We start from the raw sequence: 23,809 nt of genomic DNA, 5'->3' as shown, positions 1-23,809 counted from the left end.
ACTAATATGTGCGGGAGTTATGTAAAAAAATATCTCTCTATAAAACTGGGTGGTCAACCACCATTTCAAATAGATAAAAATATCATTTTATTGAAAATAATAACGCAACACAATTTGTCCATTTTATCAATAAAATATTTTCGTAGGCGCCTGTGAGTTAAAAAATAATCTTACTGACTACGGGTTACTGTTTTGAAAACAAACACCCCTGATTGGAAATAATAGGTTTCATAAAGCGTTGACAGGGGTATAAAAAACAAAAGAGCCTGATAAAAAGCAGGCTCTTTAAAGTTACCCATTAATGCACTACGTTTATCGATTTGTTGCTCAAAATAGTATTTCGGGATGCCATATTTGTTAATGACTTGTTAACGGCTTGTTTTATTCCAGCTTACACATAAAAAAAGAGCCAGATAAAAATCAAGCTCTTTTACCCATGTTAACCATTAAAGACACAACAATTTTTGATTTTTGATTCCCTTGATCCTTAACGCTGTAAAATATTTTATAGAAAAGTGAATACTAAATGGATTGGATAAGATGAAGACAGATTTATAAGTAAGTACTGATAAAATCCAGGCTATAACTATTTACTCAGGCAGTGTAACACTAATATCCGGAGAAGGCTCCTTAGTTTATTATCATTTCATTAACCTTTCAAACCGAAGATAATGTGATTCTACATTTCAATTTGCTAATCAAACGTTAACGCAACGGAATTTAATTATCCACAATTCGAACAATTCACAAAAGGCAGTGCCACAAAAGCATTCCTTTTATCCCAAGCCTTTTTTCAGCAACAAAATGGTACTAAGTATTTCTTCCCTGCTATGATTCGCTATTAAGTTAATGCAGTTTTGGGGGCTTTAGCGTTAAGCGGTTGTTAACCTGATACTCCGCTGGTAAAAGAATATAGCCGGAAACAACATACTTGCATAAAAAAACAGGCCCCCGCAAAAAATTGCAGGGGCTTACCATTTAACCTATATTCTGTACTGTAGCATTTTTATAAAAACTTACCGAATCACTGTACTCCTTCACTATTAAAAATCAACACTTTACAGGATCCTCAAGATTTTTTCTACTTACATAGACAACTTTTAAGGCGTTAAGTTTAATGTGGTTAAAGATTTTTTTCTATTATTTTATAAACCAATCGGTTGCAAATATAAATATCACTATTGTTTGCCTCATCACCAGCTTTACTTTGAGCACCGTTTCCTGTTTTTTCCTGAAAAAAATAGTAGGAGTGCCACTAATCTTACCCATATTTGCAGTGCCTATCACCCGAAACCGGCATTAATATGAATCGCATTGACAGGCTTACCGCCATTCTCATCCATTTGCAAAGCAAAAAAATTGTAAAGGCCGCTGAAGTAGCAGACAGGTTCAATATCAGCCTGCGTACCGTTTACCGCGATGTTAAGGCTTTGCAGGAGGCAGGGGTGCCGATAGGTGCAGAAGCTGGTACTGGTTACTACATTGTAGAAGGCTATCACTTGCCTCCGGTTATGTTCAGCAAAGAAGAGGCTGCCGCCCTCCTGACCGGTGAAAAGCTGATGGAGCAATTCAGTGACCAGTCCAATAAAAAGCTGTTCAGCAATGCCATGCATAAAATACGGTCTGTTCTCCGGGGTACGGAGAAAGACTTCCTGGAATCGCTCGAAGAAAATATTGCCGTGATCCGGCGCTATCGCCCTCCATATGCAGAAGAATTTCCAGACCGCTTCCTGAGCGATATCCAACAGGCACTGGCTGGCCAACGATTGATGCAAATGGAGTATTTCTCCTATCACCGGGAAGAAGTCACCAAAAGAGAGGTGGAACCAGTAGGAATTTTTCACTCAGGAGGCAACTGGCATCTGATTGCCTGGTGTAAACTACGGAAGGATTACCGCGATTTCCGGGTAGACCGTATCAAAAAAACCTCCCTGCAGACAGCTACCTTTGATAAAAGTAAACACCTCAGCCTACAGGACTATATCGCGAAAACAGAAGCCGCTCATGAAAAAACACAATTGATCAAACTAGCTTTCCATCCCGATAAGGTAAAATATTTCAACGAACAGAAATTCTACTTCGGCCATGTATCAGAAGAGGTAATAGATGGTAAAGTGGTGATGAGCTTTCTCCAGGGCTCCGTGGAAAGTTTTGGCAAATGGCTGCTCATGTGGGGCAATAACGTGGAAATAGTATATCCTGCCGAACTCAAAACCCATATGCAGCAACTGGCTGCTGAACTAAGGGATCACTATCTGTAATCTCCTGTATTTCATAAAATTGACAAAAAAAATTACGCTTCCATACTACTGACATAGGGCTGTCACTACCCCCTCGTTTCTTTGTATTAAGAATCAGTTTCACCCTTAAATCCGGTATATGAAAGAGAATATCAATTGTTATTTGTTTGTTTATAATGAGTACTCCGACTGGGAGCCTGCCCTGATTACTTATGCCCTTACCACTTTCACAACGGTAAAAGTCATTACCTTTTCTGTAGATGGCCAGCCAGTTACTTCCGGAGGTGGTATCCGGATTCAACCCCAGCTGGCACTTGCTGATGTACGCCCTGGTGCGCATGACCTGCTGCTCCTTCCTGGTGGAGAACCGATGGAAAAGGGGGCCAACAAAGAGATATTACCTCTTGTAAAGTCACATATCCAGGCACAAAAACCACTGGCTGCCATCTGTGGGGCTACTGTTTTCCTGGCCGAACATGGTTTTCTGGATAATGTCAAACATACCAGTAATGACCTGGGGCTGTTAAAAATGCTGCTCCCTGAGTATAAAGGTGCACCTAACTACATCGCTGCTCCCAGTGTTACCGATCAGCATATTATCACCGCACCAGGTACCGCTATGGTAGCATTTACCAAAGCTATCCTGGAAGAATTACAGCTGCTGCAGAATGAAAAACTGACTTTCTGGTTGCAATTTTTCCTGAAAGAAGGAGCTCCCCAGATACAGACAGTACCTCCTATGAACTTCTTCTACCGCAGCTATCAGACCGACTTTGCAGGACTGGTTCCACTGATACGTACCGTAGCACGGGATATATTCCGGGAAGCGATTGCCAACGACCTCGAAATCGTAGGTCCTCAACACTGGCATTATCATAATGTAACCGGGCAACCAGGCAATATCTTTACCCTCGAAATTGGTGTGCCTGTAACTACTGTAAAGGAAGTACCTGCACCTTATGGCTGCCGTACACTGCCTGCCTTTAACTGTGTAAGTATACAACATCCTGGGGCCTGGGCAAATATGGGTCAGACATATCACCAGTTGATCAACGGGATTATGACAGCGGGAGTCCAGATGTCCGGAAGCAACCGGGAACAATACATTCACTGCGACTTCGAAAATCCGGATGCCAATATTACCAATATACAGATAGGCATTTTGTAGTAATAACATCATTTAGCTCAATGATTACGCATGAAAACGCATATCGTATTGCCATGGTTGTTAGTACTGGGACTTTCGCTGGAATATGGGAAAGCCACCGATCAGCCTTCCTTACATCTGGAAGTAGAAAATGTAAAGAAAAGCTACCAGGTATGGTTGGCTAAAGGGATCCACTTTACCAAACCTCCTTATAAGATCACTACAGGATGGGCTGCAGAGTTGAAAGACCCTGCCGGCAATATCATTAAGATCACAGACTGCATTAAAGATTAGATAAACCACTTTATGTTCTTTATACACCTGCCGGCATATTGCTGGCAGGAAATATCACACTGTTTAGTATGGAAAAGACCGATCTCACAAAATCACTGAAAAGCTACTATACTGCTGCTCCGATACCACAATTACTTACGGTGGCAAAGGGCACTTTTATTAAGATCCCCGGACAAGGCGATCCCAATGAAAAGCCTTTTGAAGAGCGGGTCCAGGCTTTGTACACCACTGCTTATGGCATTAAAAACCTTTGCAAGCTACAGAGCCGGGATTTTACCGTTTGCAAGCTGGAAGGCCTTTGGTGGGTGGAGGATGAACGCTGGTGGCAGCATGGTATCATCAATCCGCAAAGTATCCCTAAAAGCGAATGGCGATGGGAAGTAATGATACGCATGCCTGCCTATGTTACCGATACCCATTTCAGGGAAGCAATCGCCAAAGCCATTGAAAAGAAAAAAATGGACCTGCTACAGGAAGTAACCATTGAACAATGGGAAGAAGGAAAATGTGTACAGGTCATGCATACAGGTCCATATGCCACAGAAGCATTTACCTTAGGATTGATGCATGATTTTATTGAACAGCAGGGACTGACCGCAACCGGACGGCACCATGAAATCTACTTATCCGATCCCAGAAAAGCAGCACCGGAGAAAATGAAAACTATTCTGCGGCAGCCGGTAAAGTAAAATCGTATACCATGAGCTCCAATGCAAAATTCAAAATCGTGTACCTGTTACAACCCAGGAGCAGCCCTTTTATCCTGGGAAAGAAATTCGCTCACCCTAAAAACGCAACAAACATGCAGGCATTGCCATCTCTTGTGGAGGAATATATCGCTTTACTAAAAGCATTTAAATACAGCGACGCGCTGGACCAGTTTTATGATGAAAACCTGGTAAAACATGAAAATGAAGATGCCCCGACAATAGGGCTGGCAGCACATAGGGCAGAGGTGGAACAGTTCTTTAATACCACCTCACATCACCATGCTACCGTGAAAAATGTCATCATAAGTGATGATGTGTCCGTAATAGAATGGTATTATGAATTTGACCATAAGAAGTTTGGTCATCTGAAACTAAATCAGGTATCTGTACAGCGGTGGAAAAACGGGAAGATTATCCACGAAAGGCATCATTACAACAGGTAGGCTGACCTATTCCTTACCTTCTCCAAGGCCAAGGATTTCAATAGCCTGAGAAGCAGCAATCTGACTGGCATCTTTTTTATTGAAGGCTTTACCACTGCAAATCAACTGGCCATCTACTACAGCACCTACTGTAAAGATGCGGCGGCCATTATCCATTTGCTCTTCCAGCAATTCAAACTCCAGTACTTTGCCGTTTTTATTGGCCCATCCATAAAGTTTGTTCTTGTGGTTCATTTCCACACTTTCCAGTAGCTCCATATCTATATAAGGCAGGATAATGCGCTTATATACAAATTGCTGTGTTCTGTTATAGCCCCGGTCCAGGTATACAGCACCTACCAGTGCTTCCAGTGTGTTGCCGAATATCTGGCTTATTTTGAGAAAGCTGTTGTATTTATCGTAGATCGTCAGTTTGCGAAGGCCCATTTTAATGGCAATATCATTCAGCTGTTGCCGGTTTACGATCTTAGACCGCATTTCAGTTAAATAACCTTCTGTTTTATAGGGGTATTTTTTAAAGAGGTAATCTCCCACAATGGCGCCCAGGATGGCATCACCCAGGTATTCCAGCCGTTCATTGCTTTCCAGGAATTTCTCCTTGCTGGAACGGTGGCTCAGGGCTACTTCATACAAAGAGAAGTTACCAGGCGCAAACCCCAGTAAATTGTAAAGGTCTTTGTATAGTTGCCTTTTTTTGGATACGAAACGATATAAAAAACCTGGCAGTAATTTCACACAATCAAGGAACAAATTTTTTGAAAATAACAGAAGCGTTATGGCCACCAAAACCAAAAGTATTGGTTAAAGCAGCTCTTACCTCTCTTTGTTGTGCGGTGTTAAAGGTAAAGTTTAATTTTGGGTCAAGCTGAGGATCATCCGTAAAATGGTTAATTGTAGGAGGAACTATGCCGTTCATAATAGACATAATAACTGCAACAGACTCTATGGCCCCGGCAGCACCCAATAAATGCCCCGTCATGGATTTGGTGGAGCTGATGTTCAGTTTATAAGCATGTTCACCAAAAACATGCTGAATGGCCCTTACCTCGGCCACATCACCCAATGGCGTGGATGTACCATGCACATTGATGTAGTCAATATCATCTGTTTGTAAACCGGCATCCAGTAATGCCTGCCGCATCACATTCATGGCACCTAATCCCTCCGGATGGGGGGCCGTAATATGATGTGCGTCAGCGGTAGCACCACCACCTGCCAGCTCTACCAGAATGTTTGCTCCCCGGGCTGTAGCGTGCTCATAGGATTCCAGCACGATAGCCGCCGCTCCTTCTCCCATCACAAAGCCATCTCTGTCAAGGTCGAAAGGACGTGAAGCCGTTTTAGGATCATCATTCCGTTCTGATAAGGCTTTCATAGCGTTAAATCCTCCTACGCAAGGCTCATTGATCACATTTTCCGAACCTCCGGTAATGATCATGTCTGCTTTGCCATAGCGGATATTGTACATCGCCTCAATAATAGCATTGGTAGCAGATGCACAGGCAGATACCACAGAAAAATTAGGCCCGCGGAATCCATTACGCATAGAAATATACCCTGCCGCTATATCTAATATCAGCCGGGTAATCAAAAAAGGACTGAACCTCGGGGTTCCGTCTCCTTTATAAAAATCTTTCAGCTCGTTACTGAAGTTGATCATACCACCCACGCCTGTACCCCATATCACTCCCACACGATCAGCATTGATCGTATTTTTGTCTATACCGGCATGCAGTATAGCCTCATCGGAAGCGATAACAGCGGTTTGCGTAAAGGGGTCCATTTTACGGGCCTCCTTTTTGTCCAGGTAGTTAGTTGGATCAAAATTCTTCAGTTCACAAGCAAAACGGGTTTTGAACTTGGAAGCGTCAAATTGTTTGATGAAATCTGCGCCAGATACACCGTTCGTCAATCCCTGCCAGTAATCCTGTGCGGAATTGCCGACCGGTGTAAGAGCGCCTAAACCTGTAACGACTACTCGTCTTGGTTGCATTAAAACAATTCTGATTAGTAGGATTATTTTACATGTTCTTCCAGGTAAGCTACTGCCTGGCCAACAGTGGTAATAGTTTCAGCTTGTTCGTCGGGAATAGAGATGTTGAATTCTTTTTCAAATTCCATAATCAGTTCTACCGTATCCAAAGAGTCAGCGCCTAAGTCGTTGGTAAAGCTGGCTTCAGGAGTTACCTCGGCTTCGTCAACGCCCAATTTGTCAATGATGATCTTTTTAACTCTTGATGCAATGTCTGACATAATTTTAAGTGTTTTTGGTTTAAAACTTGACTGCAAAAATATAATTTTTATTGAATTGCCAACAGCATGGCGAAATTTTAACAGGTGTTCTCACCTGCTAATCCCGCCAAACACAGTACCCGTAAGCTATTTTAATATTGTTAACAAAGCATCTTACCCCACCATTTCACCTCCCTTAAGCTAATAAATGGAAAAAATCAACACCCTTGTCAGCCAAATCTCTTAATTTGGGTGGAAAGGTAGTAAAATCAGGGTATAAAATGCTACAACACCGAAATAAACCATTTAACAGCCTTTTTCACCACTGGTGTACCCCCTTAACGCTAATTAACACTATAACCGCACATCCACCTCCCGCATTTACTAAATTTGCCCTGCTTATGGAATAGAAAGTTACTTTACAATTGCATATGTAAGCTTTTGAGCTTTGAACTTTAAATCAGGATACACAAGCTTCGGGCCAATTCCTCTTAAAGCTCATCACTAACAACTGCACTGAACAGTAAATGATAAAACGGCCCTGCCAAAACCCGGGACGTATCACCTGAAAGCTTATAACATCCGTAAAACCGTACTTAATTATAATTAATCAACAACATGGCCAGCAGTAAAAAGACATTATGGACACTAGTTATATTGGCAGTAGCAGCTATTGTTATCTTCCTGGTGTATAAAAAGGTAGCCGGCGGTAAAAAAGCCCAGGCGCCTGCACCTCAAAGTGCCCCTGGCCCTAAATCAGTGCTGGCAGATGCCTTTATAGTGAAAAGTGCCCCACTGGACGAAGTCATCGAAGCCAGTGGTACCCTCCAGAGTAATGAAGAAGTGGAAGTAAAAGCCGAAATATCCGGCCGTATTACCCACCTCTACTTTAAAGAAGGTACCAACGTTGCCAAAGGTACCCTCCTCGTTAAAATTTATGACGAAGACCTGAAAGCACAGCTGCAAAAGCTCAAACTTCAGCAGCAATTGGCTAAAACCACCCTCGAAAGACAGGAAAACCTCCTTAAAATAAACGGTATCAGCCAGCAGGATGTAGACGTAACCCGCAATCAGGTGAGTGCATACGGTGCAGATATGGAATACACGCAAACACAACTGCAAAAAACCGAACTGCGCGCGCCCTTCAGCGGAAAACTGGGCCTGCGTAATGTGAGTGAAGGGGCCATCATCTCTCCAACCGTAGTGCTGACCACCCTCCAGCAGATCGATCCGCTGAAAATAGACTTCGCTGTACCCGAAAAATACCGCAATGTGATTAAACTGCACGACCAGGTGACCTTTAAGGTATCTGGTGACAAAAATGATTACAAAGGCAGTATCTATGCCATCGATCCTAAAATTGACCTGGCTACCAGAACGGTGAAAATAAGGGCCATTGTGCCCAATTCCGGCAACAAACTGTTTCCAGGGTCCTTTGCCAAAGTAGTCATCACCTTAAAGGATATGCCGGATGCTATCATGATTCCTACTCAGGCAGTCATCCCCGGTACCCGCGATAAAAAAGTCATTATCGCCAACCAGGGTAAAGCCAAATTTGTAATCGTGGAAACAGGGATCCGTAACGAAACCAATGTACAGATCACTTCCGGCTTAAATGTAGGTGATACCGTTATCACTACCGGTATCATGCAACTTAAACCCGGTATGATCCTGAAATACAATTCGGTGAACTAAACGGCTGCCAGGAGCTGTACCTGTAACCGTACTATCTGGTTCCGGATCACTTGTTATACCGGCCCACTCCTGACAGACTGATCATTATTGGCTATTCGTCTTTTCAAATTCTTTAAAATGAGTTTACCTTCCATATCGCTCAAACGGCCCGTACTGGCAATTGTGATGAACATCATCATCGTGATCTTTGGTGTTGTGGGCTTTACCTTTTTAGGGGTAAGGGATTTTCCCGCCATCGACCCGCCCATCGTAAATGTGCGGACCTCTTACGCAGGGGCCAACTCCGATATCATTGAAACCCAGATTACCGAACCACTGGAAAAAGCCATCAATGGTATCGCGGGTATCAAAAATATCTCTTCCAGCAGCAGCCAGGGGAGTAGTAATATTACCGTGGAATTTGAACTGGGAGAAGACCTCGAAGCGGCTACCAACGACGTGCGGGATAAAGTATCCCAGGCACAACGTACCCTGCCGCCCGACCTCGATGCTCCGCCGGTAGTATCCAAACAGGATGCTAACTCTGATGCTATCATCTCCATGACGGTGCAAAGTAATACCCGCAACCAGCTGGAAGTAACAGAGTTTGGTACCAACGTACTGCTCGAAAAACTGCAAACAATACCCGGCGTAAGTGCTATTCAGATATGGGGAGAAAAGAAATATGCCATGCGCATCTGGATGGACCCGGCCAAATTATCTGCCTTCAGCCTTACGCCCTCTGATGTACAGGCTGCTCTCGTCCGGGAAAACGTAGAACTGCCCTCCGGAAAAATTGCCGGTAATGCCACAGAACTCACCGTACGTACTTTTGGCCGCCTGGTAGGGGAAGAAGAGTTCAATAACCTTATCATCAAAACCGTCAACGGTAGCGAAATTCATATCCGCGATATTGGCCAGGCCGTACTGGGGCCCGAAAACGAAGAAACCATCCTGAAAGAATCCGGGGTACCTATGATTGCACTGGCACTGATCCCACAACCGGGATCCAACTACGTGGCTATTGCAGACGAATTCTATAAACGCTTTGAACAACTGAAAAAAGATATCCCCCAGGACTTTAAGGTGGATATTGCTATGGATAATACCCGCTTCATCAAACAATCTATCGAAGAAGTGGAAGAAACACTGATCATCGCCTTAACACTTGTTATCCTGATCATCTATCTCTTTTTCCGCGACTGGCTCATGGCTTTCCGCCCATTGATAGATATTCCGGTATCCCTGATCGGTGCATTCTTTATAATGTATATGTGCGGCTTTACTATCAATATCCTTACCCTGCTGGCTATTGTACTGGCTACTGGTCTTGTGGTGGATGATGGTATTGTGGTAACGGAAAACATCTATAAAAAGATAGAGGCAGGTATGCCACGTATGAAGGCAGCCAGGGAAGGCTCCGAAGAAATCTTCTTTGCGGTAATCGCTACCTCTATTACGCTGGCTTTCGTATTCCTTCCCATCATCTTCCTGAAAGGGTTTGTAGGACAGCTGTTCCGCGAATTTGGTATCGTGGTGGCCGGTGCCGTACTGATTTCTGCTTTTGTGTCGTTAACACTGACGCCGGTACTGAACGTAAAACTGGGACGTAAAACACATACCCACTCCTGGCTGTATGAAAAAACGGAACCTTTCTTCCGCTGGATGGAAGATGGGTATAAAAACTCCCTGCAACATTTCATGAAGGTACGTTGGGTAGCCTCCGTAGTGATCGCTATCTGTCTGGCCATGATCTTCTTCCTGTTCAAATCATTGCCGTCAGAACTGGCGCCGCTGGAAGACCGCAGCACTTTCCGCCTGTCTGTTACGGCTCCGGAAGGTACTTCCTTTGATTATATGGACCATTATGTGGACCAGCTCACCCAATTCATGCAGGACTCTATCCCCGAAAAGAAAATCATACTCAGCGTAACCGCTCCGGGCTTTAGTGGTGGTGGTGCGGTAAATAGCGCTTTTGCCAACGTAATGCTCAAAGATCCGCACGATCGTACCCGCTCCCAGAAGGATATCGTGAATATGGTGAACCGCAATATGTACCGCTTTCCGGAAGGACGCGTATTTGCCATTGAGCAGCAAACCATCCAGGTAGGCCGCCGTAGCGGGCTTCCCGTGGCATTTGTACTTCAGCATATCAACTTCGACAGCCTGGCGGCGGTACTGCCCCGCTTTCTGGAAGAGGCCAATAATAACCCCGTTTTCCAGGGCGTAGACGTGGATCTGAAGTTTAATAAACCGGAACTGCGTATTCATATTAACCGCGCCAAGGCCAGTGAACTGGGCGTATCTGTAAATGATATCTCCTCTACGCTGCAACTGGCATTGAGTAATCTAAGATATGGCTACTTTATCCGGAATGGGAAACAATACCAGGTTATGGGACAGGTATTCCGCGGTAACCGCGATAAACCTATGGACCTGCAAAATCTCTATGTGCGCAATTCCAGAGGAGAAGCCATACAGCTGGATAACCTGGTTACCATCCAGGAAGAAACCAGCCCTCCCATCATCTATCACTTCAACCGGTATAAATCAGCTACCATCTCTGCCAGTCTTGCTCCAGGCAAAACGGTAGGGGATGGTATCAACGCCATGTACGGCATCTTTAATAAACTGAAGCAAGACCAGGTAATAGATGATTCCTTCTCTACTGCACTAACCGGTTCCTCCCGCGATTTTGCAGAAAGCGGCTCTAATACCATGTTTGCATTGGTACTGGCACTGGTACTCATTTACCTCGTACTGGCGGCACAGTTTGAAAGCTGGATCGACCCGCTGATCATCATGCTTACCGTACCACTGGCTTTTGCCGGGGCATTGCTCTCACTCTGGATCTTTAACCAGACCTGGAACATATTTTCACAGATAGGCGTAATTATGCTCATAGGGCTGGTTACCAAAAACGGGATCCTCATCGTGGAGTTTGCCAACCAGAAAAGGGAAGAAGGAATGGATAAGCTCAGCGCAGCAGTAGAAGCTTCTTCTATGCGCTTACGCCCCATTCTGATGACCAGTCTGGCCATGGCGCTGGGGGCATTGCCAATTGCTTTATCACTTGGTGCTGCGGCTACCAGTCGTATCCCCCTGGGTATTGTAATCGTGGGTGGTATCATCTTCTCGCTGATACTCACCCTGTTCGTAATTCCTGCAATGTATTCCTTCCTTTCCCGTAAAAGACATATATCTGAAGAGGAAGAAGAAGATAACATGATGACGCAGGGTAAAATGGAAGAGGCGGCAACAGCACATGCCTGATAACAAACCTGGACTATTACACCTTTTGCAAAGTATTTACAAGACAACTGATTAAAATGAAGTGGATCAATATAGCAATAACGTGCATATTCTTAATGGGGGGCGTAGCCAGCACCTCCGCGCAGCAAAAAATGCTTACACTGGAACAGGCACTGGATCTCACCTTGAATAACAACTTTGATATACGCCTGGCCAAAAATACCGCAGATGTAGCGGCGAATGACTATGCATACGCCAACTTTGCTTTTGCGCCCCGCCTCAATGCTACGGCTTCCAAACTATGGACCAATACGCATACCAAACAGGAATTTGCCAATGGTAATAAACGCGATACCTCCGGTATTAAAGGCAATAACCTGGCGGCTGGCCTCAACCTGAGCTGGACATTATTTGACGGGCTACGCATGTTTGCTACCCGCGAAAAACTGGAAATGATCCGCGCCCTGGGCGAAACAGGGGTAAAAAATCAGGTGGTGAATACCGTGGCTGAAGTAATCGGTGGCTACTATAATATTGTACAAGGCAAACAACAACTCCGGTCTATCGCAGAACAAATGTCTATTTCTGAAGAAAGAGTAAAACTCTCAGATGCGAAATTTCAGACCGGACTGGGACCTAAAACAGACCTCTTGCAAGCTAAAGTAGATTACAATGCACAAAAGGCGGCATTCCTCCGCCAGCAAACGGTGATCGAACAGTCGAAAGCTATACTGAACCAACTGATGGGGGTTACACCTAATAATACCTCGTATGATGTACAGGACTCTATTCCCTTCAATACCGCGCTTTCCTATGCAGAATTACAGCAAAGTATCCCCACAGGGAATACCGCACTGAAAATGGCACAACAAAACCTGGACGTATCCCGCCTGGCACTGAAAGAAGTACGTGGCGACCAGTTTCCGGTGATCTCTTTTAATTCCAACTATAATTTTACCCGTAATAATTCCAATGCGGCTACCAACTCCTTTAGCCCGGTATTTAATCAGAATGGTACTATTAACTACGGCTTTGCAGCTACCATTCCCATCTTTAACGGACTGAATGTAAGAAGGCAGATAAAAGATGCCAAGCTGAATATCGCCTGGCAACAACTATCCCTAGATAACGAAAGAGCTAAAGTAGATCTCTCCCTGGGCAACGCTTTTAAAGATTATGAATACTTTAAAAAAGCATTTGCACTGGAAGAAGAAAACCTGGACCTTGCTAAAGAAAACGTGATGGTAGCGCTGGAAAGATTCCGTCAGGGAGTGTCTACCACGCTGGAGTTAAAAGAAGCACAACAAAGCCTGGAAGATGCGAATAACCGTATTATCCAGGCACGGTATAATACCAAGCTGGCAGAAACAGAACTATTAAGATTAAAGGGAGACCTGCTGAAATAAGCCGGTGCATTATTACCGGCTGGTATGTGTACTGTCTTCTTTACGGAGGATCCCCTTGGATTGCTGATACTCCTCAAAGGTTCGCTTGATATAAAGCAAAAAGTCATATTCATTGGCTTCCTGTGCAAACTGACTGCTGGGGCGATACTTAAGCATGAAAGAATCCAGTTCCGCACCATCCAGTTTTGTCATACGGGCCACTACTTCTGGTGAATAACGGTAATCTATATACTTCTCCTTTTCCCAATACACCAGTTGCTCATGAAACTGTTCTTTTCTTTTACGGGCCTTACTGGGTACCAGGTAGGATAAGGCGGTGATAGGATTGGCAGGCAATGTTTTTAATACATCTACTGCCCCTGGCTTCTTATAATTAAAGTATTTTCCATACTCATCCCGCAGCGCAGCAGAGTCCCGCTGATAATTACGGCCCTTAACATTCACCTCCTGCAATCCGAATATCCGCTTGGTCAATGATACATTGATCGTAGCCGACATAGCCGGTGCCAGTACCTCTTTCCGCATATAACTCAACATGGAAAACTCCAGTGTATCACCTGGCATAGCTTCAATATAAAAACGCCCGCTTTCACTACTCAGCGTACCAGTGTTATTTCTCTTATTGATAATTGTTACTGCTGGCAACCCGGTTTTAGTATCTTCATCGGTTACCATACCTGCTACACGCACCTGCGCATAACCAGTCTGATGGCCAATATACAGGAAAAATGACAGTGCTCCGATATAGATAAGTAGGCGATTCATTAACATAGCGATCCTTCAAATTTAAGTTTCAAGCCGCAAATAAAAAGTTAAAATACACATACCCATGCTGTTTTATAGCTTAACATGCTGAAAAGATGGCATTTAAACATTTAGATTATCTTTGGTTAACGTACTAATAATATGCCACAAAAAATCATATTCGCTACACAGCGCTATCAATATCTGAAAGACCGCATTTTGTCCATCAGCGTTCCCTCCTGGGAAAATGGCGTAATAGAGATCCGCGATTTTCCTGACGGCGAGCACTATCACCGCATCCGCAGCAATGTGAGCAACAAGGAAGTGGTATTGATAGGTGGCACTATTGACGATAAAGAAACGCTGGAATTATTTGATATTGCCCATGGATGTATACAAAATGGGGCATTGGCGCTCAGTATTGTAATCCCTTTTTTTGGCTACTCTACAATGGAAAGGGCTGTAAAATATGGAGAGATCGTAAAAGCAAAAACACGTGCACTCCTGTTTTCCTCCCTGCCCGGTACTGCCAGCGGCAATAAAGTGATCATGATAGACCTTCATGTGGATGGGATCACTTATTACTTTGAAAGCGGGATACGTCCGGTACACCTGTATGGTAAAACCTTCGTGAAAGAAGCTGCACTGGAACTGGCAAAAGGAAAACCATTTGTGCTGGCCAGTACAGATGCCGGCCGCGCAAAGTGGGTAGAATCCCTGGCTAATGACCTCCACGTACCCGCGGCTTTTGTATTCAAACGCCGTCTTTCCGGAGAAGAAACTGCTATCACAGCTATCAGTGCGGATGTACAGGACAAACAAGTGATCATTTATGATGATATGATCCGCACCGGTGGTTCCCTTCTCCATGCAGCAGCAGCCTATCTCCAGGCCGGTGCCAGCGAAATAGCCGTAATCACCACACATGGCATCTTTGCCGGAAATGGATTTAATAAAATCAAGGACAGCGGTCTGATCACCAAAATTATCTGCACAGATACCCACCCTGCTGCGCTTACCATTCAGGATGATATGCTTGTGGTGAAATCTGTCGATAAACTGATCCTGGATTATTTCGATACCCTGCAATACCCAAAGTAGTACACCCTTGCAATGCTATTACCTGCCGGCCGCCACTGCTACCTGCCCGCATAATCTATAACATCCTCAGCACCAGGATGGCGATGAAAGGGGACAGGCATTCCCATCTTCCTGCCTGAACGAGGACTGCCTCCCCAGGGTATTTCTCTGATTCCTGCCAGCAAGCCTGTATTGGCAAGATGTTTGTGTTGTTTTCTCCAAGGGTAATATTGCCGGAATGCTATTTTAAACCGTTTTCCAAAGGATAACCTATAGTAGCTGATATCGTTTAAAATTTTTACATGCTGAATTTTCGTATGATCGAGTACGGTAGTTGTGAGTACCACGAAATGGTACAGTTGAGAGACATTGTATTACGTAAACCACTGGGGTTAACTTTTACTACGGAATATCTGCAAAAGGAAATCAACGATCTGTTAATTGGCTGTTTCGAAACAGATGGTACACAAACCATCCTGAGGGGCTGTTGTATACTTACACCGCTGGATGAAACTACGGTACAGTTGCGGCAAATGGCCGTATCACCTGTGCTACAGGGCAAGGGAATAGGCCGGGATATTATTGCATTTGCGGAACAGCAGGCCATCACCAATGGATTTAACAGGCTGGTAATGCATGCCCGCAAAGAGGCCACCGGATTTTATCAAAAGCTGGGATATGAAATCTATGGCCAGGAATTCATGGAAGTGGGCATCGCTCATTATGAAATGAAAAAGCTGTTAACCGCCACCAGCTAACATCCAGCTATCGTTACCCGTTTCAAAACCAGGCCCTTACTGGTAATTTGCTGTAACTAATTTTCGTTTTCTCAAAAAAAATAGCATCAACACCCCATTGTAGAGGGCGTTTTGATTGTATTATCATATAGACGTAAGTGTATTAACTATGGTAATAGGCAGTGATCGCGAACTTACTGCCTAAAATTTGTAACCTAATCTTGAGATGATCATGAGAAACCATGTACTAGCCTGGTTAGGGCTGTGCTGTGCCTTTTCCTGCCTGTCAAACAGCAGTAACGCCAGTACCCCCGCCAACCCATCCCTCTTCCTGCCAGCTTTAAGTGATAAGGAAAGCCAGTTAAACAACTGGTCAGCTGCCAGCCTGCAGCAGGACACGACTGTAAAACCTGCTACTGCCACTCCTGTAGTGATTAAACCTGCCAGTGGCAATAAAGATACAACGGTACCTGCAGCGCAAAAAACCACCGCTGCTCCGGTAATCATCAAACCCGCCTCCGGAGATGCTTCCGGTAAAGCCAAACAGGATACTACGCCCGCTGCACGCCCGGATACCTCCGCTAAACCGGCACAGGACACCAGCGCTAAACCTAAAAACGATACTGCCCTGATCCTGCCTCCTGACTCCGCCAGCCTGAAACAGGATATCGGCAAATTTGCGCTGAAAGGCCTGGTGAAAGATCCTGGCGGTACACCTGTCCCTGGTGCCATGGTAAAAAATAAAACGACCAAAGAAACCGTGCCTACTGATGTAGACGGCAAATTCTCCATCAAAGCCGGTATGCGGGACACCATCCTGATCGCAGCGCCTACCTTTAGCGAGCAGGCTATAGTAGTGGAAAACAGAGAACCACTGACAATAGACCTGGCAAGTGCCAATGCTACCAAAAAAACACTGTCGGAAGTAGTAGTAACAGCCCTCGGTATTAAAAAGAATACCCGCTCCGTGGGCTATGCCATACAGGAAGTAAGTGGTAATGCGGTGCAGGAAGCCAAGGAAACCAACTTCGTGAATTCCCTGTCCGGTAAAGTGGCCGGATTACAGGTAAACACGAATACCGGTTCCATGGGAGGATCTTCTAAAGTAACTATCAGGGGTACCAAATCCATCCTGGGTAATAATAATGCCCTGTTTGTGGTGGATGGAGTGCCTATTATCAATAACTCTACCAACAGTGCCGGCCAGCAAACCGGTGGTGGTGGATATGACTACGGTAGTCCTATCCAGGATCTCAACCCCGAAGATATGTCCTCCATTTCCGTATTGAAAGGGGCTGCTGCTACCGCACTCTATGGTAGCCGGGGTGCCAACGGGGTAGTACTCATCTCTACCAAAAAAGGCCCCGATACAGAAAAGGGCCTGGGTATCACCTACAGTATCAATGCACAAATGGACCAGGTGGCCGTATTACCCAAATACCAGAACCAATATGGTGGTGGATACAGCACCGCATTTGATACCCTCTATTATAATCAACATCCGGAAGGATTCCTCAACGAACAAAGCGCCACTTACGACGATAATAACGGTAAGGGCAGATACGATCTGATGCCGCAATATTATGCGGATGAATCCTGGGGACCTAAACTGGATGGCAAACTTGTACGCCATTACTGGTCATGGGATAAGGGTAAAAACAATCCGAATTTTGGACAAACAGCGCCCTGGTCTGCACATCCCAACAATGTGAAGGATTTCTACAAAACAGGGTTTACCCTCACTAACAATATCTCCATGAGCGGCTCCAATGACAATGGCTCCTTCCGCCTGTCATATGGCAACATGAAACAAAATTTCGTATTACCCAATGCCGACCTGGGTCGTAATAATGTTTCCTTCAACGGTAACTACCGTCTCGCCAAAAACCTGAATGCAGTAGCGGGCATCAATTATAGTATACTCAAAGCCAATGCTCGTCCAGGTACAGGCTTCACCGGTCCAAATGCTACGTTGCAGTTTACCATGTTTGGACAACGCCAGCTGGATAATGAAATGCAAAAACGTTATGCCTACGCAGACGGGTCACAGCTCACCTGGAACCGTAAAGCCTGGAATGACCCTACGGTAAACTTCAGTAATGGTCCCTACTGGAACCGCTACATGGACTACGAAACGGATAGCCGTACCCGTACCTATGGCTTTGCTGGACTGGACTATGAAGTATCCGACTGGCTGAACTTAAGTGGCCGGGTATTCATGGACGACTATAGCACCCTGGAAGAAGAAAGAACAGCACAGGACTACCTCCTGGGCGCTTATATCAAACGTGTACGCAGCTCCAGGGAAATGAACTACCAGTTTACGGCTAATGCCAAAAAGAATTTTGGCGAAGACTTTTTATTCAACGCTAGCCTGGGTGGTAATGTGATGCACCGGAAATGGTCTACCACCGGCGGTAGTACTGTAGGCGGTCTGATCGTTCCGGGTACTTATAACCTGAACAACTCCCTGCAAACAGCGATTCCTATCGATGAGTATTTTGAAAAACAAATCAACTCCGCTTTCGCTACGGCTTCATTAGGATATAAGAACCTCTTGTTCCTGGACCTTACCGGCCGTTCCGACTGGAGCTCTACCATTGCTAAAAACAATAACCCTTATTTCTATCCATCTGCTTCCCTCTCTTTCGTGTTCTCTGATCTGCTGAAGGAATGGAAATGGCTGGAATTTGGTAAACTCAGAGGTAGTGTAGCTGCAGTAGGTAATGATACCGATCCTTATAAGATCTACGACTCTTATAACTTCCTGCAACCTTTTGGCAGCAACCCACTCACTACCGTTCCTGATGCAAGAAACAATATTGCATTGAAAGCAGAACGTACCAATGAATATGAAGTGGGTACAGAGTTGAAGTTCCTGGATAATCATATAGGCTTAGACGTTGCATACTATAATCGTACTACCAAAGACCAGATCATTGCATTGCCGGTACCTGCACCCACAGGCTACACAGCCATACTGGTAAATGGAGGTAGTGTACAAAACCAGGGTTTTGAAATAGGACTAAGCTTAAATCCCATCAGGCTTAAAAATGGTTTCCGCTGGGATATCAACGCCAACCTGGCCCGCAATCGCAACAAGCTGCTGAACATGAATATTGATCAGTATGAAAAAGCACTGGATGCAATCACACTGGGTACAGACCGCCGTACCAATAAAGTATCCATCACTGCCCAGGTAGGAGAATCACTGGGTACCATCATGGGTACAGACTATGTATATGATAATAATGGCAACAGAGTGGTAGGAGCGGATGGTTTCTACAAGGTAACAGACAAGGTAGTGAAGATTGGTAATGTAAACCCTGACTTTATAGGAGGTATTACCAACAGCTTCAGCTATAAAGGTATCTATCTGTCAGCACTGGTAGACTTCCAGCAGGGGGGCGACTTCTTCTCCTATACTAACCTGTACGGTAACCGGTCAGGGTTATTATATACTTCTGCTGAAAACGGTATCCGCGAAAACGGAATCATCGTACCAGGTGTAACAGAAGATGGTAAGCCTAATACTACTTCTATTGCAGCACGTCCACACTTTGATCAGAATGGTGGTAACCGCATCAGTAAAGCCAATCTGTATGATGCCAGCTACATCTATCTGCGTGAGGTAAAATTAGGATACAATATTCCGGAATCGGTATATAAAAAGATAGGCGCTCAAACGGCCCGCCTATCCTTATACGGCCGTAACCTTTGGCTGATAAAATCCAATGCACCTAATGTGGATCCGTCCAATATTACCAACTCTGATGGTAATGTACAAGGCCTGGAAGGTGGTGCCTTACCATCATTGCGCTCTTTTGGTGTTAACCTGAATATTTCATTCTAATCCGGAGCAATCCTGATGCAAAATATAACTGACATGAACAAACGACTTTTTAAATATAGCAGCATTATCTTACTACTTGGATTGGTGTTTGCCGGCTGTAAAGACCTGGAAGATATGAATCATGATCCCACCAAGGCCAATAGCACCCCCACATCAACATTGCTGAGCAATGCAGAAAAAAGCGCCATGGACTTTCTCTACAACGGGTTACAAAATGGCCGCATAGGGATGCCTTATGCGCAATATTGGGCAGCCAATGATAAAGCCAATGACAGCCGTTATCTCCTGGATGAAGGCATTAATAATTCCTTATGGAATTCCTTTTATGCCAATACGCTGCGCGACCTGGAAGAAATTATCCGGCTCAATAGATCACATACAGCACAGGAAGAAACAGCTAATCAGATTGCAATCGCTTCTATCCTGAAAGTATGGATATATCAGATCCTGACAGACTGCTATGGTAATATTCCTTTTAAATCTACCATGCAGGTAGCCACTAACATCACGCCTGAATATGATGATGCTAAAACAATCTATACGGCGTTAATAGATACTCTGCAAAACCAGGTAAAACTGCTGAATGTAGCACAACCTTCCTTTAAATCCGGTGATATTATTTATGGAGGAGATGTAGCCAAATGGAAAAAACTGGGTAGCACCCTGCTGTTAAGAATGGCGATACGTATGGTAGATGCAGACCAGGCCAAAGCCAAAAGTATCATTGAAGCCAATTACATGAATGCGATCAGCAGCAATGATGATAACGCTGTATTTCAATACCTGAATACAGCACCTAACAAGTTTCCATACAATGATTCTGAAAGAGGGTTGACAGAATTTTTTGTAAGTGGCACACTGGTAGATTATATGAAGAGTGTAAGTGATCCGCGGTTGCCAATATTTGCCCGGCTCCCTGCAGATGCCAGTATCACAGATTATGTAGGCATGCCTTATGGTACAGATGCTGCTAATCCCAATAGAAAAGGGCAGGATAAATATTCTATCCCCGGCAAAAGAATATACGCTGCTGATATGCAGGGTATCCTGGTTACCTACCCTGAAGTAGCCTTTATACTGGCCGAAGCTGCAGCCCGTGGGTTTAGCGTGGGGGGTGATGCGGCAACACATTACAAAAATGGGGTAACCGCTTCGTTAAACTATTGGGGGATCACTGACCAGCCTGCTGTTGATAATTACCTGACCAAGGTACCTTATAACGCAGCTGACTGGAGAAACGTGATCGGCTCGCAAAAATGGCTGGCATTATACCCGCAAGGTTTCCAGGGATGGTTTGAACGTACCCGCCTGCACTTCAAAAAACCTGGCGGAGCGGATCTCTTTATTGCACCTGTGGACCCCTCTCTTGATCAGAATGTAACAGTAGTTCCTTACCGCCTTACTTATCCGGTGAGTGAACAGCAGCAAAATAAAGCCAATTATGATGCGGCATCACAGGCTATAGGTGGTGATACCAAAGGCACCAAACTATGGTGGAATAAGTTTTAACACGCAACAACCATACACACAAAGGCCCGTTTCAAGCTATCATGGCTGAGCGGGCCTTTTGCTTTACCCTACTTTTTGTTGTAATAAATGACCGAAACGTCTCTTTTCTGCTTCTGATTCAAAAGCACTAGTGGGAATAAGAAAGAAGGATTTTTTATCCTTATAAAGGAAAAAAAAGGTTTTGGTTTCTACCACGCGGGAAAAATTATTCCAGCTGATAGAACGCTGGTATTCACTACGGCCTGTAGAAATAACCATCCCTTCCTCTGAATATTGGAGTTGTATATTATCCTTGAAGGTGGCTGCTTTGTTATAGGTGGAAATGGGCAACATGTACCAGAATACCAGTACCAGCAGTACCACCATGATAGCGATTCCTGTTAATGCCTGTGGTGTTACTAAATGAAATACATACCCGCCAAGGGTAGCTAAGAGTAAGATAATAAGGGTGTTACGGAAAACTTTTATTTCGCCCCGTTGCATAAAATGATGGCGCAATGCATTTAATACTTCCTCCTTGTTATAACTGAACTCTAAATGCATTATGGCCTGGCATACATTTTATCTGGTTACTGAAATGGACATAGGATTTTCCATGTCATCGCGCACAGTAACGGGTGCGTCTTTCTTACGATTGGACAAAGAACGTTTTACATTGCTGAGGTCGTCTTCGCTCAATCCAGGGAAATTTTTCTTTACAAACAGAAAGTACTGCTGCAGGGTTTTAGCTTCTACTTTAAATGGAAATACCAGCTCCTTACCACCGCCTTTCAGAAAATCGTTGGTATTGATCTTGGTTTCATTTTGCAGATACCATTTGTATAAATCAACTATAGCTTTTTCCAGCTCTCCTTCGTCTACTTTTTCAACCTCACGTGGCAACATCCATACAAACTCCTCTACCTTAGTGGGCTTGGAATTATTCTTAGGATTATTCCGATGATCGGCATTGTCACCACCTTTTTCACCACTTTTAGGTCCCTTCTCATCATGATTGGGATCTATAATTATTGTGCTGGCGTAGGCTGAAGCAGCTGTGGCTATGATAACCATCAGAAGAAACAACAGCTTTTTCATAAGGTGTAAAATTTTCAAGTCTAAAAATACAAAATAGAAATTACAAATCCCAAAAAACAAAATTCTCGAGCTATCCCGCTGTTCCTCCTCATTTACCACTTGCACATGGCTATCACCGTTTGAAAAGCTTTTAATTTTAGCTGTGAGCCATTGGCTGTGAGCTTTTAGCAGAGGAGAGCTACGAGCCCTGAGCTGTAAGCTGTGAGCAAAATGCAGCGGAGAATATTGTATCATAAGATTGATTTAATACATTTTAAAAATTATTAAAATATACCATATCAATAAACGCAGGTAAAACCTTTCTGAAGTAGTCCGTATCTTGAGCAGCTGCTGTTATGCTACTACCTTAAGCATAGTAAAAGCGTTCTGAAGGTATAGCCGGTCAGCCCCTTGAAGCATGCTTGAAGCATAGTTAAAGCATGGTTAAAGCATGGTTAAAGCATAGATAGAGTATGAATAGAGCATAAAAGGCTATGAAATGGGTTTAACAAAACCATTCTGTGGGGCAAAATTACCACACAGACAACAGATCATTAGCATATAACTATCATTGAACCATCCGCTGCATTGAGCTAAAAGCTAATAGCTAAAGGCTAACAGCTCTCTTCCGCTGCATTAAGCTAAAAGCTGACAGTCAATGGCTAACAGCTGTTATTTTTGCAATTAATAACATTTACGCATATGAAACCTGCTTTTATGAACTGGAGTAGTGGCAAAGACGCTTGTTTTGCGCTTTGGCAATTGCAGCAACAACGGGAATACGATATCCGTTACCTGTTTACCACCCTGAATGCGGCACATAAGCGGGTATCTATGCATGGTGTCCGGGAATCACTGCTCGACGAACAGGCCCGGCAAATTGGTATTCCCCTGAAAAAGGCATTTTTGAACGAACATGCTGCTATGGAGGAATACAATGACCTGATGCGGCAACAGATGGCCGGCATGCTGGCCGAGGATATCCGTTATGCGGTATTTGGGGACATTTTCCTGGAAGACCTGAAACAATACCGGGAAAAGCAATTGGCACAGGCTGGTTTGCAAGGAATATTTCCTTTATGGCAGCAAAACACGCGTGAATTAGCTGAAAATATAGTATCTGCCGGATTTAAAGCGATTATAGTATGTGTAAATACCCGTCACCTGGATGAAAGTTTTGTAGGCCGGATCATAGACGCCGGCTTTCTGCGCGATTTACCTCCCCATGTAGATCCCTGTGGCGAAAATGGAGAATTCCATTCTTTTGTTTTTGATGGCCCCTTATTTAAAGCTCCGGTAAAATTTATACCAGGCGAAACAGTAGAACGCACCTATCCCGCCATCAATACCTCCCAGAAGGGGGAAACCTCACAAAAAGCACCTGCCACCTGGGATCACCGATTCTATTTTAAAGAATTGCTGGAAGTGTGAT

At 44.3% G+C, this 23,809-nt stretch carries 19 protein-coding genes; 13 read left to right on the top strand and 6 right to left on the bottom strand.

The window, feature by feature from the left end; translation table 11 throughout:
- Positions 1 to 1,304 precede the first annotated feature (1,304 nt).
- The 5 genes from ABR189_RS20240 to ABR189_RS20220 all read left to right on the top strand — a co-directional run bounded on the left by ABR189_RS20240 (position 1,305) and on the right by ABR189_RS20220 (position 4,834).
- Positions 1,305 to 2,261: a helix-turn-helix transcriptional regulator gene (locus ABR189_RS20240; RefSeq protein ID WP_354662293.1), complete on the top strand. Its 957-nt coding sequence runs from the start codon at positions 1,305 to 1,307 to the stop codon at positions 2,259 to 2,261.
- A gap of 118 nt (positions 2,262 to 2,379) precedes the next feature.
- Positions 2,380 to 3,408: a DJ-1/PfpI family protein gene (locus ABR189_RS20235; protein ID WP_354662292.1), complete on the top strand. Its 1,029-nt coding sequence runs from the start codon at positions 2,380 to 2,382 to the stop codon at positions 3,406 to 3,408.
- 30 nt (positions 3,409 to 3,438) lie between these two features.
- The gene (locus ABR189_RS20230) at positions 3,439 to 3,681 is read left to right on the top strand and encodes a VOC family protein (RefSeq protein ID WP_354662291.1); all 243 of its coding nucleotides are present in this window, start codon (positions 3,439 to 3,441) and stop codon (positions 3,679 to 3,681) included.
- Between the two features lie 68 nt (positions 3,682 to 3,749).
- A complete protein-coding gene (locus tag ABR189_RS20225; protein ID WP_354662290.1) occupies positions 3,750 to 4,370 on the top strand; it encodes a GyrI-like domain-containing protein in 621 nt (206 codons plus the stop codon).
- A gap of 11 nt (positions 4,371 to 4,381) precedes the next feature.
- Complete coding sequence (locus ABR189_RS20220; RefSeq protein WP_354662289.1) at positions 4,382 to 4,834, top strand: ester cyclase; 453 nt, start codon at positions 4,382 to 4,384, stop codon at positions 4,832 to 4,834.
- A gap of 6 nt (positions 4,835 to 4,840) precedes the next feature.
- On the opposite strand, the gene rnc is transcribed toward ABR189_RS20220, so the two are convergent.
- From rnc to ABR189_RS20205, 3 genes are read right to left on the bottom strand one after another with little or no spacing between them, the layout of a single operon-like run.
- Entirely contained in the window at positions 4,841 to 5,569 is a 729-nt protein-coding gene (gene rnc / locus ABR189_RS20215) for a ribonuclease III (RefSeq protein WP_354662288.1), read from the bottom strand.
- Positions 5,570 to 5,573: 4 nt separating this feature from the next.
- A complete protein-coding gene (gene fabF, locus ABR189_RS20210) occupies positions 5,574 to 6,827 on the bottom strand; it encodes a beta-ketoacyl-ACP synthase II (RefSeq protein WP_354662287.1) in 1,254 nt (417 codons plus the stop codon).
- A 23-nt stretch (positions 6,828 to 6,850) separates the two neighbouring features.
- Positions 6,851 to 7,087 carry an acyl carrier protein gene (locus ABR189_RS20205; RefSeq protein ID WP_012788038.1) on the bottom strand — a complete coding sequence of 79 codons (237 nt, stop codon included), beginning with the start codon at positions 7,085 to 7,087 and terminating at the stop codon, positions 6,851 to 6,853.
- Between the two features lie 597 nt (positions 7,088 to 7,684).
- On the opposite strand from ABR189_RS20205, the gene ABR189_RS20200 reads away from it, so the two are divergent.
- From ABR189_RS20200 to ABR189_RS20190, 3 genes are all read left to right on the top strand, one after another.
- Positions 7,685 to 8,761 (top strand): efflux RND transporter periplasmic adaptor subunit, encoded by a 1,077-nt coding sequence (locus ABR189_RS20200; protein ID WP_354662286.1) that lies wholly within the window; start codon positions 7,685 to 7,687, stop codon positions 8,759 to 8,761.
- A 117-nt stretch (positions 8,762 to 8,878) separates the two neighbouring features.
- Positions 8,879 to 12,013 carry an efflux RND transporter permease subunit gene (locus ABR189_RS20195; RefSeq protein ID WP_354662285.1) on the top strand — a complete coding sequence of 1,045 codons (3,135 nt, stop codon included), beginning with the start codon at positions 8,879 to 8,881 and terminating at the stop codon, positions 12,011 to 12,013.
- A 56-nt stretch (positions 12,014 to 12,069) separates the two neighbouring features.
- The gene (locus ABR189_RS20190) at positions 12,070 to 13,398 is read left to right on the top strand and encodes a TolC family protein (RefSeq protein WP_354662284.1); all 1,329 of its coding nucleotides are present in this window, start codon (positions 12,070 to 12,072) and stop codon (positions 13,396 to 13,398) included.
- 12 nt (positions 13,399 to 13,410) lie between these two features.
- On the opposite strand, the gene ABR189_RS20185 is transcribed toward ABR189_RS20190, so the two are convergent.
- Positions 13,411 to 14,169 carry a carboxypeptidase-like regulatory domain-containing protein gene (locus ABR189_RS20185; protein ID WP_354662283.1) on the bottom strand — a complete coding sequence of 253 codons (759 nt, stop codon included), beginning with the start codon at positions 14,167 to 14,169 and terminating at the stop codon, positions 13,411 to 13,413.
- A gap of 135 nt (positions 14,170 to 14,304) precedes the next feature.
- Here ABR189_RS20185 and prs point away from each other — a divergent pair, with 135 nt between their 5' ends.
- The 4 genes from prs to ABR189_RS20165 all read left to right on the top strand — a co-directional run bounded on the left by prs (position 14,305) and on the right by ABR189_RS20165 (position 21,321).
- Entirely contained in the window at positions 14,305 to 15,243 is a 939-nt protein-coding gene (gene prs, locus ABR189_RS20180) for a ribose-phosphate diphosphokinase (RefSeq protein WP_354662282.1), read from the top strand.
- Between the two features lie 281 nt (positions 15,244 to 15,524).
- Positions 15,525 to 15,980, top strand: coding sequence for a GNAT family N-acetyltransferase (locus ABR189_RS20175; RefSeq protein ID WP_354662281.1), 456 nt, complete (start codon positions 15,525 to 15,527; stop codon positions 15,978 to 15,980).
- A 211-nt stretch (positions 15,981 to 16,191) separates the two neighbouring features.
- The gene (locus ABR189_RS20170; RefSeq protein WP_354662280.1) at positions 16,192 to 19,812 is read left to right on the top strand and encodes a SusC/RagA family TonB-linked outer membrane protein; all 3,621 of its coding nucleotides are present in this window, start codon (positions 16,192 to 16,194) and stop codon (positions 19,810 to 19,812) included.
- Between the two features lie 33 nt (positions 19,813 to 19,845).
- Positions 19,846 to 21,321 (top strand): SusD/RagB family nutrient-binding outer membrane lipoprotein, encoded by a 1,476-nt coding sequence (locus ABR189_RS20165; protein ID WP_354662279.1) that lies wholly within the window; start codon positions 19,846 to 19,848, stop codon positions 21,319 to 21,321.
- 63 nt (positions 21,322 to 21,384) lie between these two features.
- Here ABR189_RS20165 and ABR189_RS20160 read toward each other — a convergent pair whose 3' ends face one another.
- Positions 21,385 to 21,864, bottom strand: a complete 480-nt coding sequence (locus ABR189_RS20160) for a YcxB family protein (protein WP_354662278.1) — start codon at positions 21,862 to 21,864, stop codon at positions 21,385 to 21,387.
- Between the two features lie 18 nt (positions 21,865 to 21,882).
- Positions 21,883 to 22,398: a hypothetical protein gene (locus ABR189_RS20155; protein WP_354662277.1), complete on the bottom strand. Its 516-nt coding sequence runs from the start codon at positions 22,396 to 22,398 to the stop codon at positions 21,883 to 21,885.
- 681 nt (positions 22,399 to 23,079) lie between these two features.
- On the opposite strand from ABR189_RS20155, the gene ABR189_RS20150 reads away from it, so the two are divergent.
- The gene (locus ABR189_RS20150; RefSeq protein ID WP_354662276.1) at positions 23,080 to 23,808 is read left to right on the top strand and encodes a Dph6-related ATP pyrophosphatase; all 729 of its coding nucleotides are present in this window, start codon (positions 23,080 to 23,082) and stop codon (positions 23,806 to 23,808) included.
- Position 23,809 lies beyond the last annotated feature (1 nt).

The organism is Chitinophaga sp. H8 (assembly GCF_040567655.1).
Lineage (GTDB): Bacteria > Bacteroidota > Bacteroidia > Chitinophagales > Chitinophagaceae > Chitinophaga > Chitinophaga defluvii.
The sequence above is the reverse complement of the archived record's forward strand: the minus strand, read 5'-3'. Positions and strand labels throughout refer to the sequence as shown.

What these genes read in the sequence shown, in the direction of transcription:
- ABR189_RS20160 (WP_354662278.1), bottom strand. Translation starts at nt 21,864, where the DNA reads ATGCATTTAGAGTTCAGTTATAACAAGGAGGAAGTATTAAATGCATTG.
- ABR189_RS20200 (WP_354662286.1), top strand. Translation starts at nt 7,685, where the DNA reads ATGGCCAGCAGTAAAAAGACATTATGGACACTAGTTATATTGGCAGTA.
- ABR189_RS20220 (WP_354662289.1), top strand. Translation starts at nt 4,382, where the DNA reads ATGAGCTCCAATGCAAAATTCAAAATCGTGTACCTGTTACAACCCAGG.
- ABR189_RS20185 (WP_354662283.1), bottom strand. Translation starts at nt 14,169, where the DNA reads ATGTTAATGAATCGCCTACTTATCTATATCGGAGCACTGTCATTTTTC.
- ABR189_RS20195 (WP_354662285.1), top strand. Translation starts at nt 8,879, where the DNA reads ATGAGTTTACCTTCCATATCGCTCAAACGGCCCGTACTGGCAATTGTG.
- ABR189_RS20165 (WP_354662279.1), top strand. Translation starts at nt 19,846, where the DNA reads ATGAACAAACGACTTTTTAAATATAGCAGCATTATCTTACTACTTGGA.
- ABR189_RS20225 (WP_354662290.1), top strand. Translation starts at nt 3,750, where the DNA reads ATGGAAAAGACCGATCTCACAAAATCACTGAAAAGCTACTATACTGCT.
- ABR189_RS20240 (WP_354662293.1), top strand. Translation starts at nt 1,305, where the DNA reads ATGAATCGCATTGACAGGCTTACCGCCATTCTCATCCATTTGCAAAGC.
- prs (WP_354662282.1), top strand. Translation starts at nt 14,305, where the DNA reads ATGCCACAAAAAATCATATTCGCTACACAGCGCTATCAATATCTGAAA.
- ABR189_RS20155 (WP_354662277.1), bottom strand. Translation starts at nt 22,398, where the DNA reads ATGAAAAAGCTGTTGTTTCTTCTGATGGTTATCATAGCCACAGCTGCT.
- ABR189_RS20205 (WP_012788038.1), bottom strand. Translation starts at nt 7,087, where the DNA reads ATGTCAGACATTGCATCAAGAGTTAAAAAGATCATCATTGACAAATTG.
- ABR189_RS20175 (WP_354662281.1), top strand. Translation starts at nt 15,525, where the DNA reads ATGCTGAATTTTCGTATGATCGAGTACGGTAGTTGTGAGTACCACGAA.
- ABR189_RS20170 (WP_354662280.1), top strand. Translation starts at nt 16,192, where the DNA reads ATGAGAAACCATGTACTAGCCTGGTTAGGGCTGTGCTGTGCCTTTTCC.
- ABR189_RS20235 (WP_354662292.1), top strand. Translation starts at nt 2,380, where the DNA reads ATGAAAGAGAATATCAATTGTTATTTGTTTGTTTATAATGAGTACTCC.
- fabF (WP_354662287.1), bottom strand. Translation starts at nt 6,827, where the DNA reads ATGCAACCAAGACGAGTAGTCGTTACAGGTTTAGGCGCTCTTACACCG.
- ABR189_RS20150 (WP_354662276.1), top strand. Translation starts at nt 23,080, where the DNA reads ATGAAACCTGCTTTTATGAACTGGAGTAGTGGCAAAGACGCTTGTTTT.
- ABR189_RS20230 (WP_354662291.1), top strand. Translation starts at nt 3,439, where the DNA reads ATGAAAACGCATATCGTATTGCCATGGTTGTTAGTACTGGGACTTTCG.
- ABR189_RS20190 (WP_354662284.1), top strand. Translation starts at nt 12,070, where the DNA reads ATGAAGTGGATCAATATAGCAATAACGTGCATATTCTTAATGGGGGGC.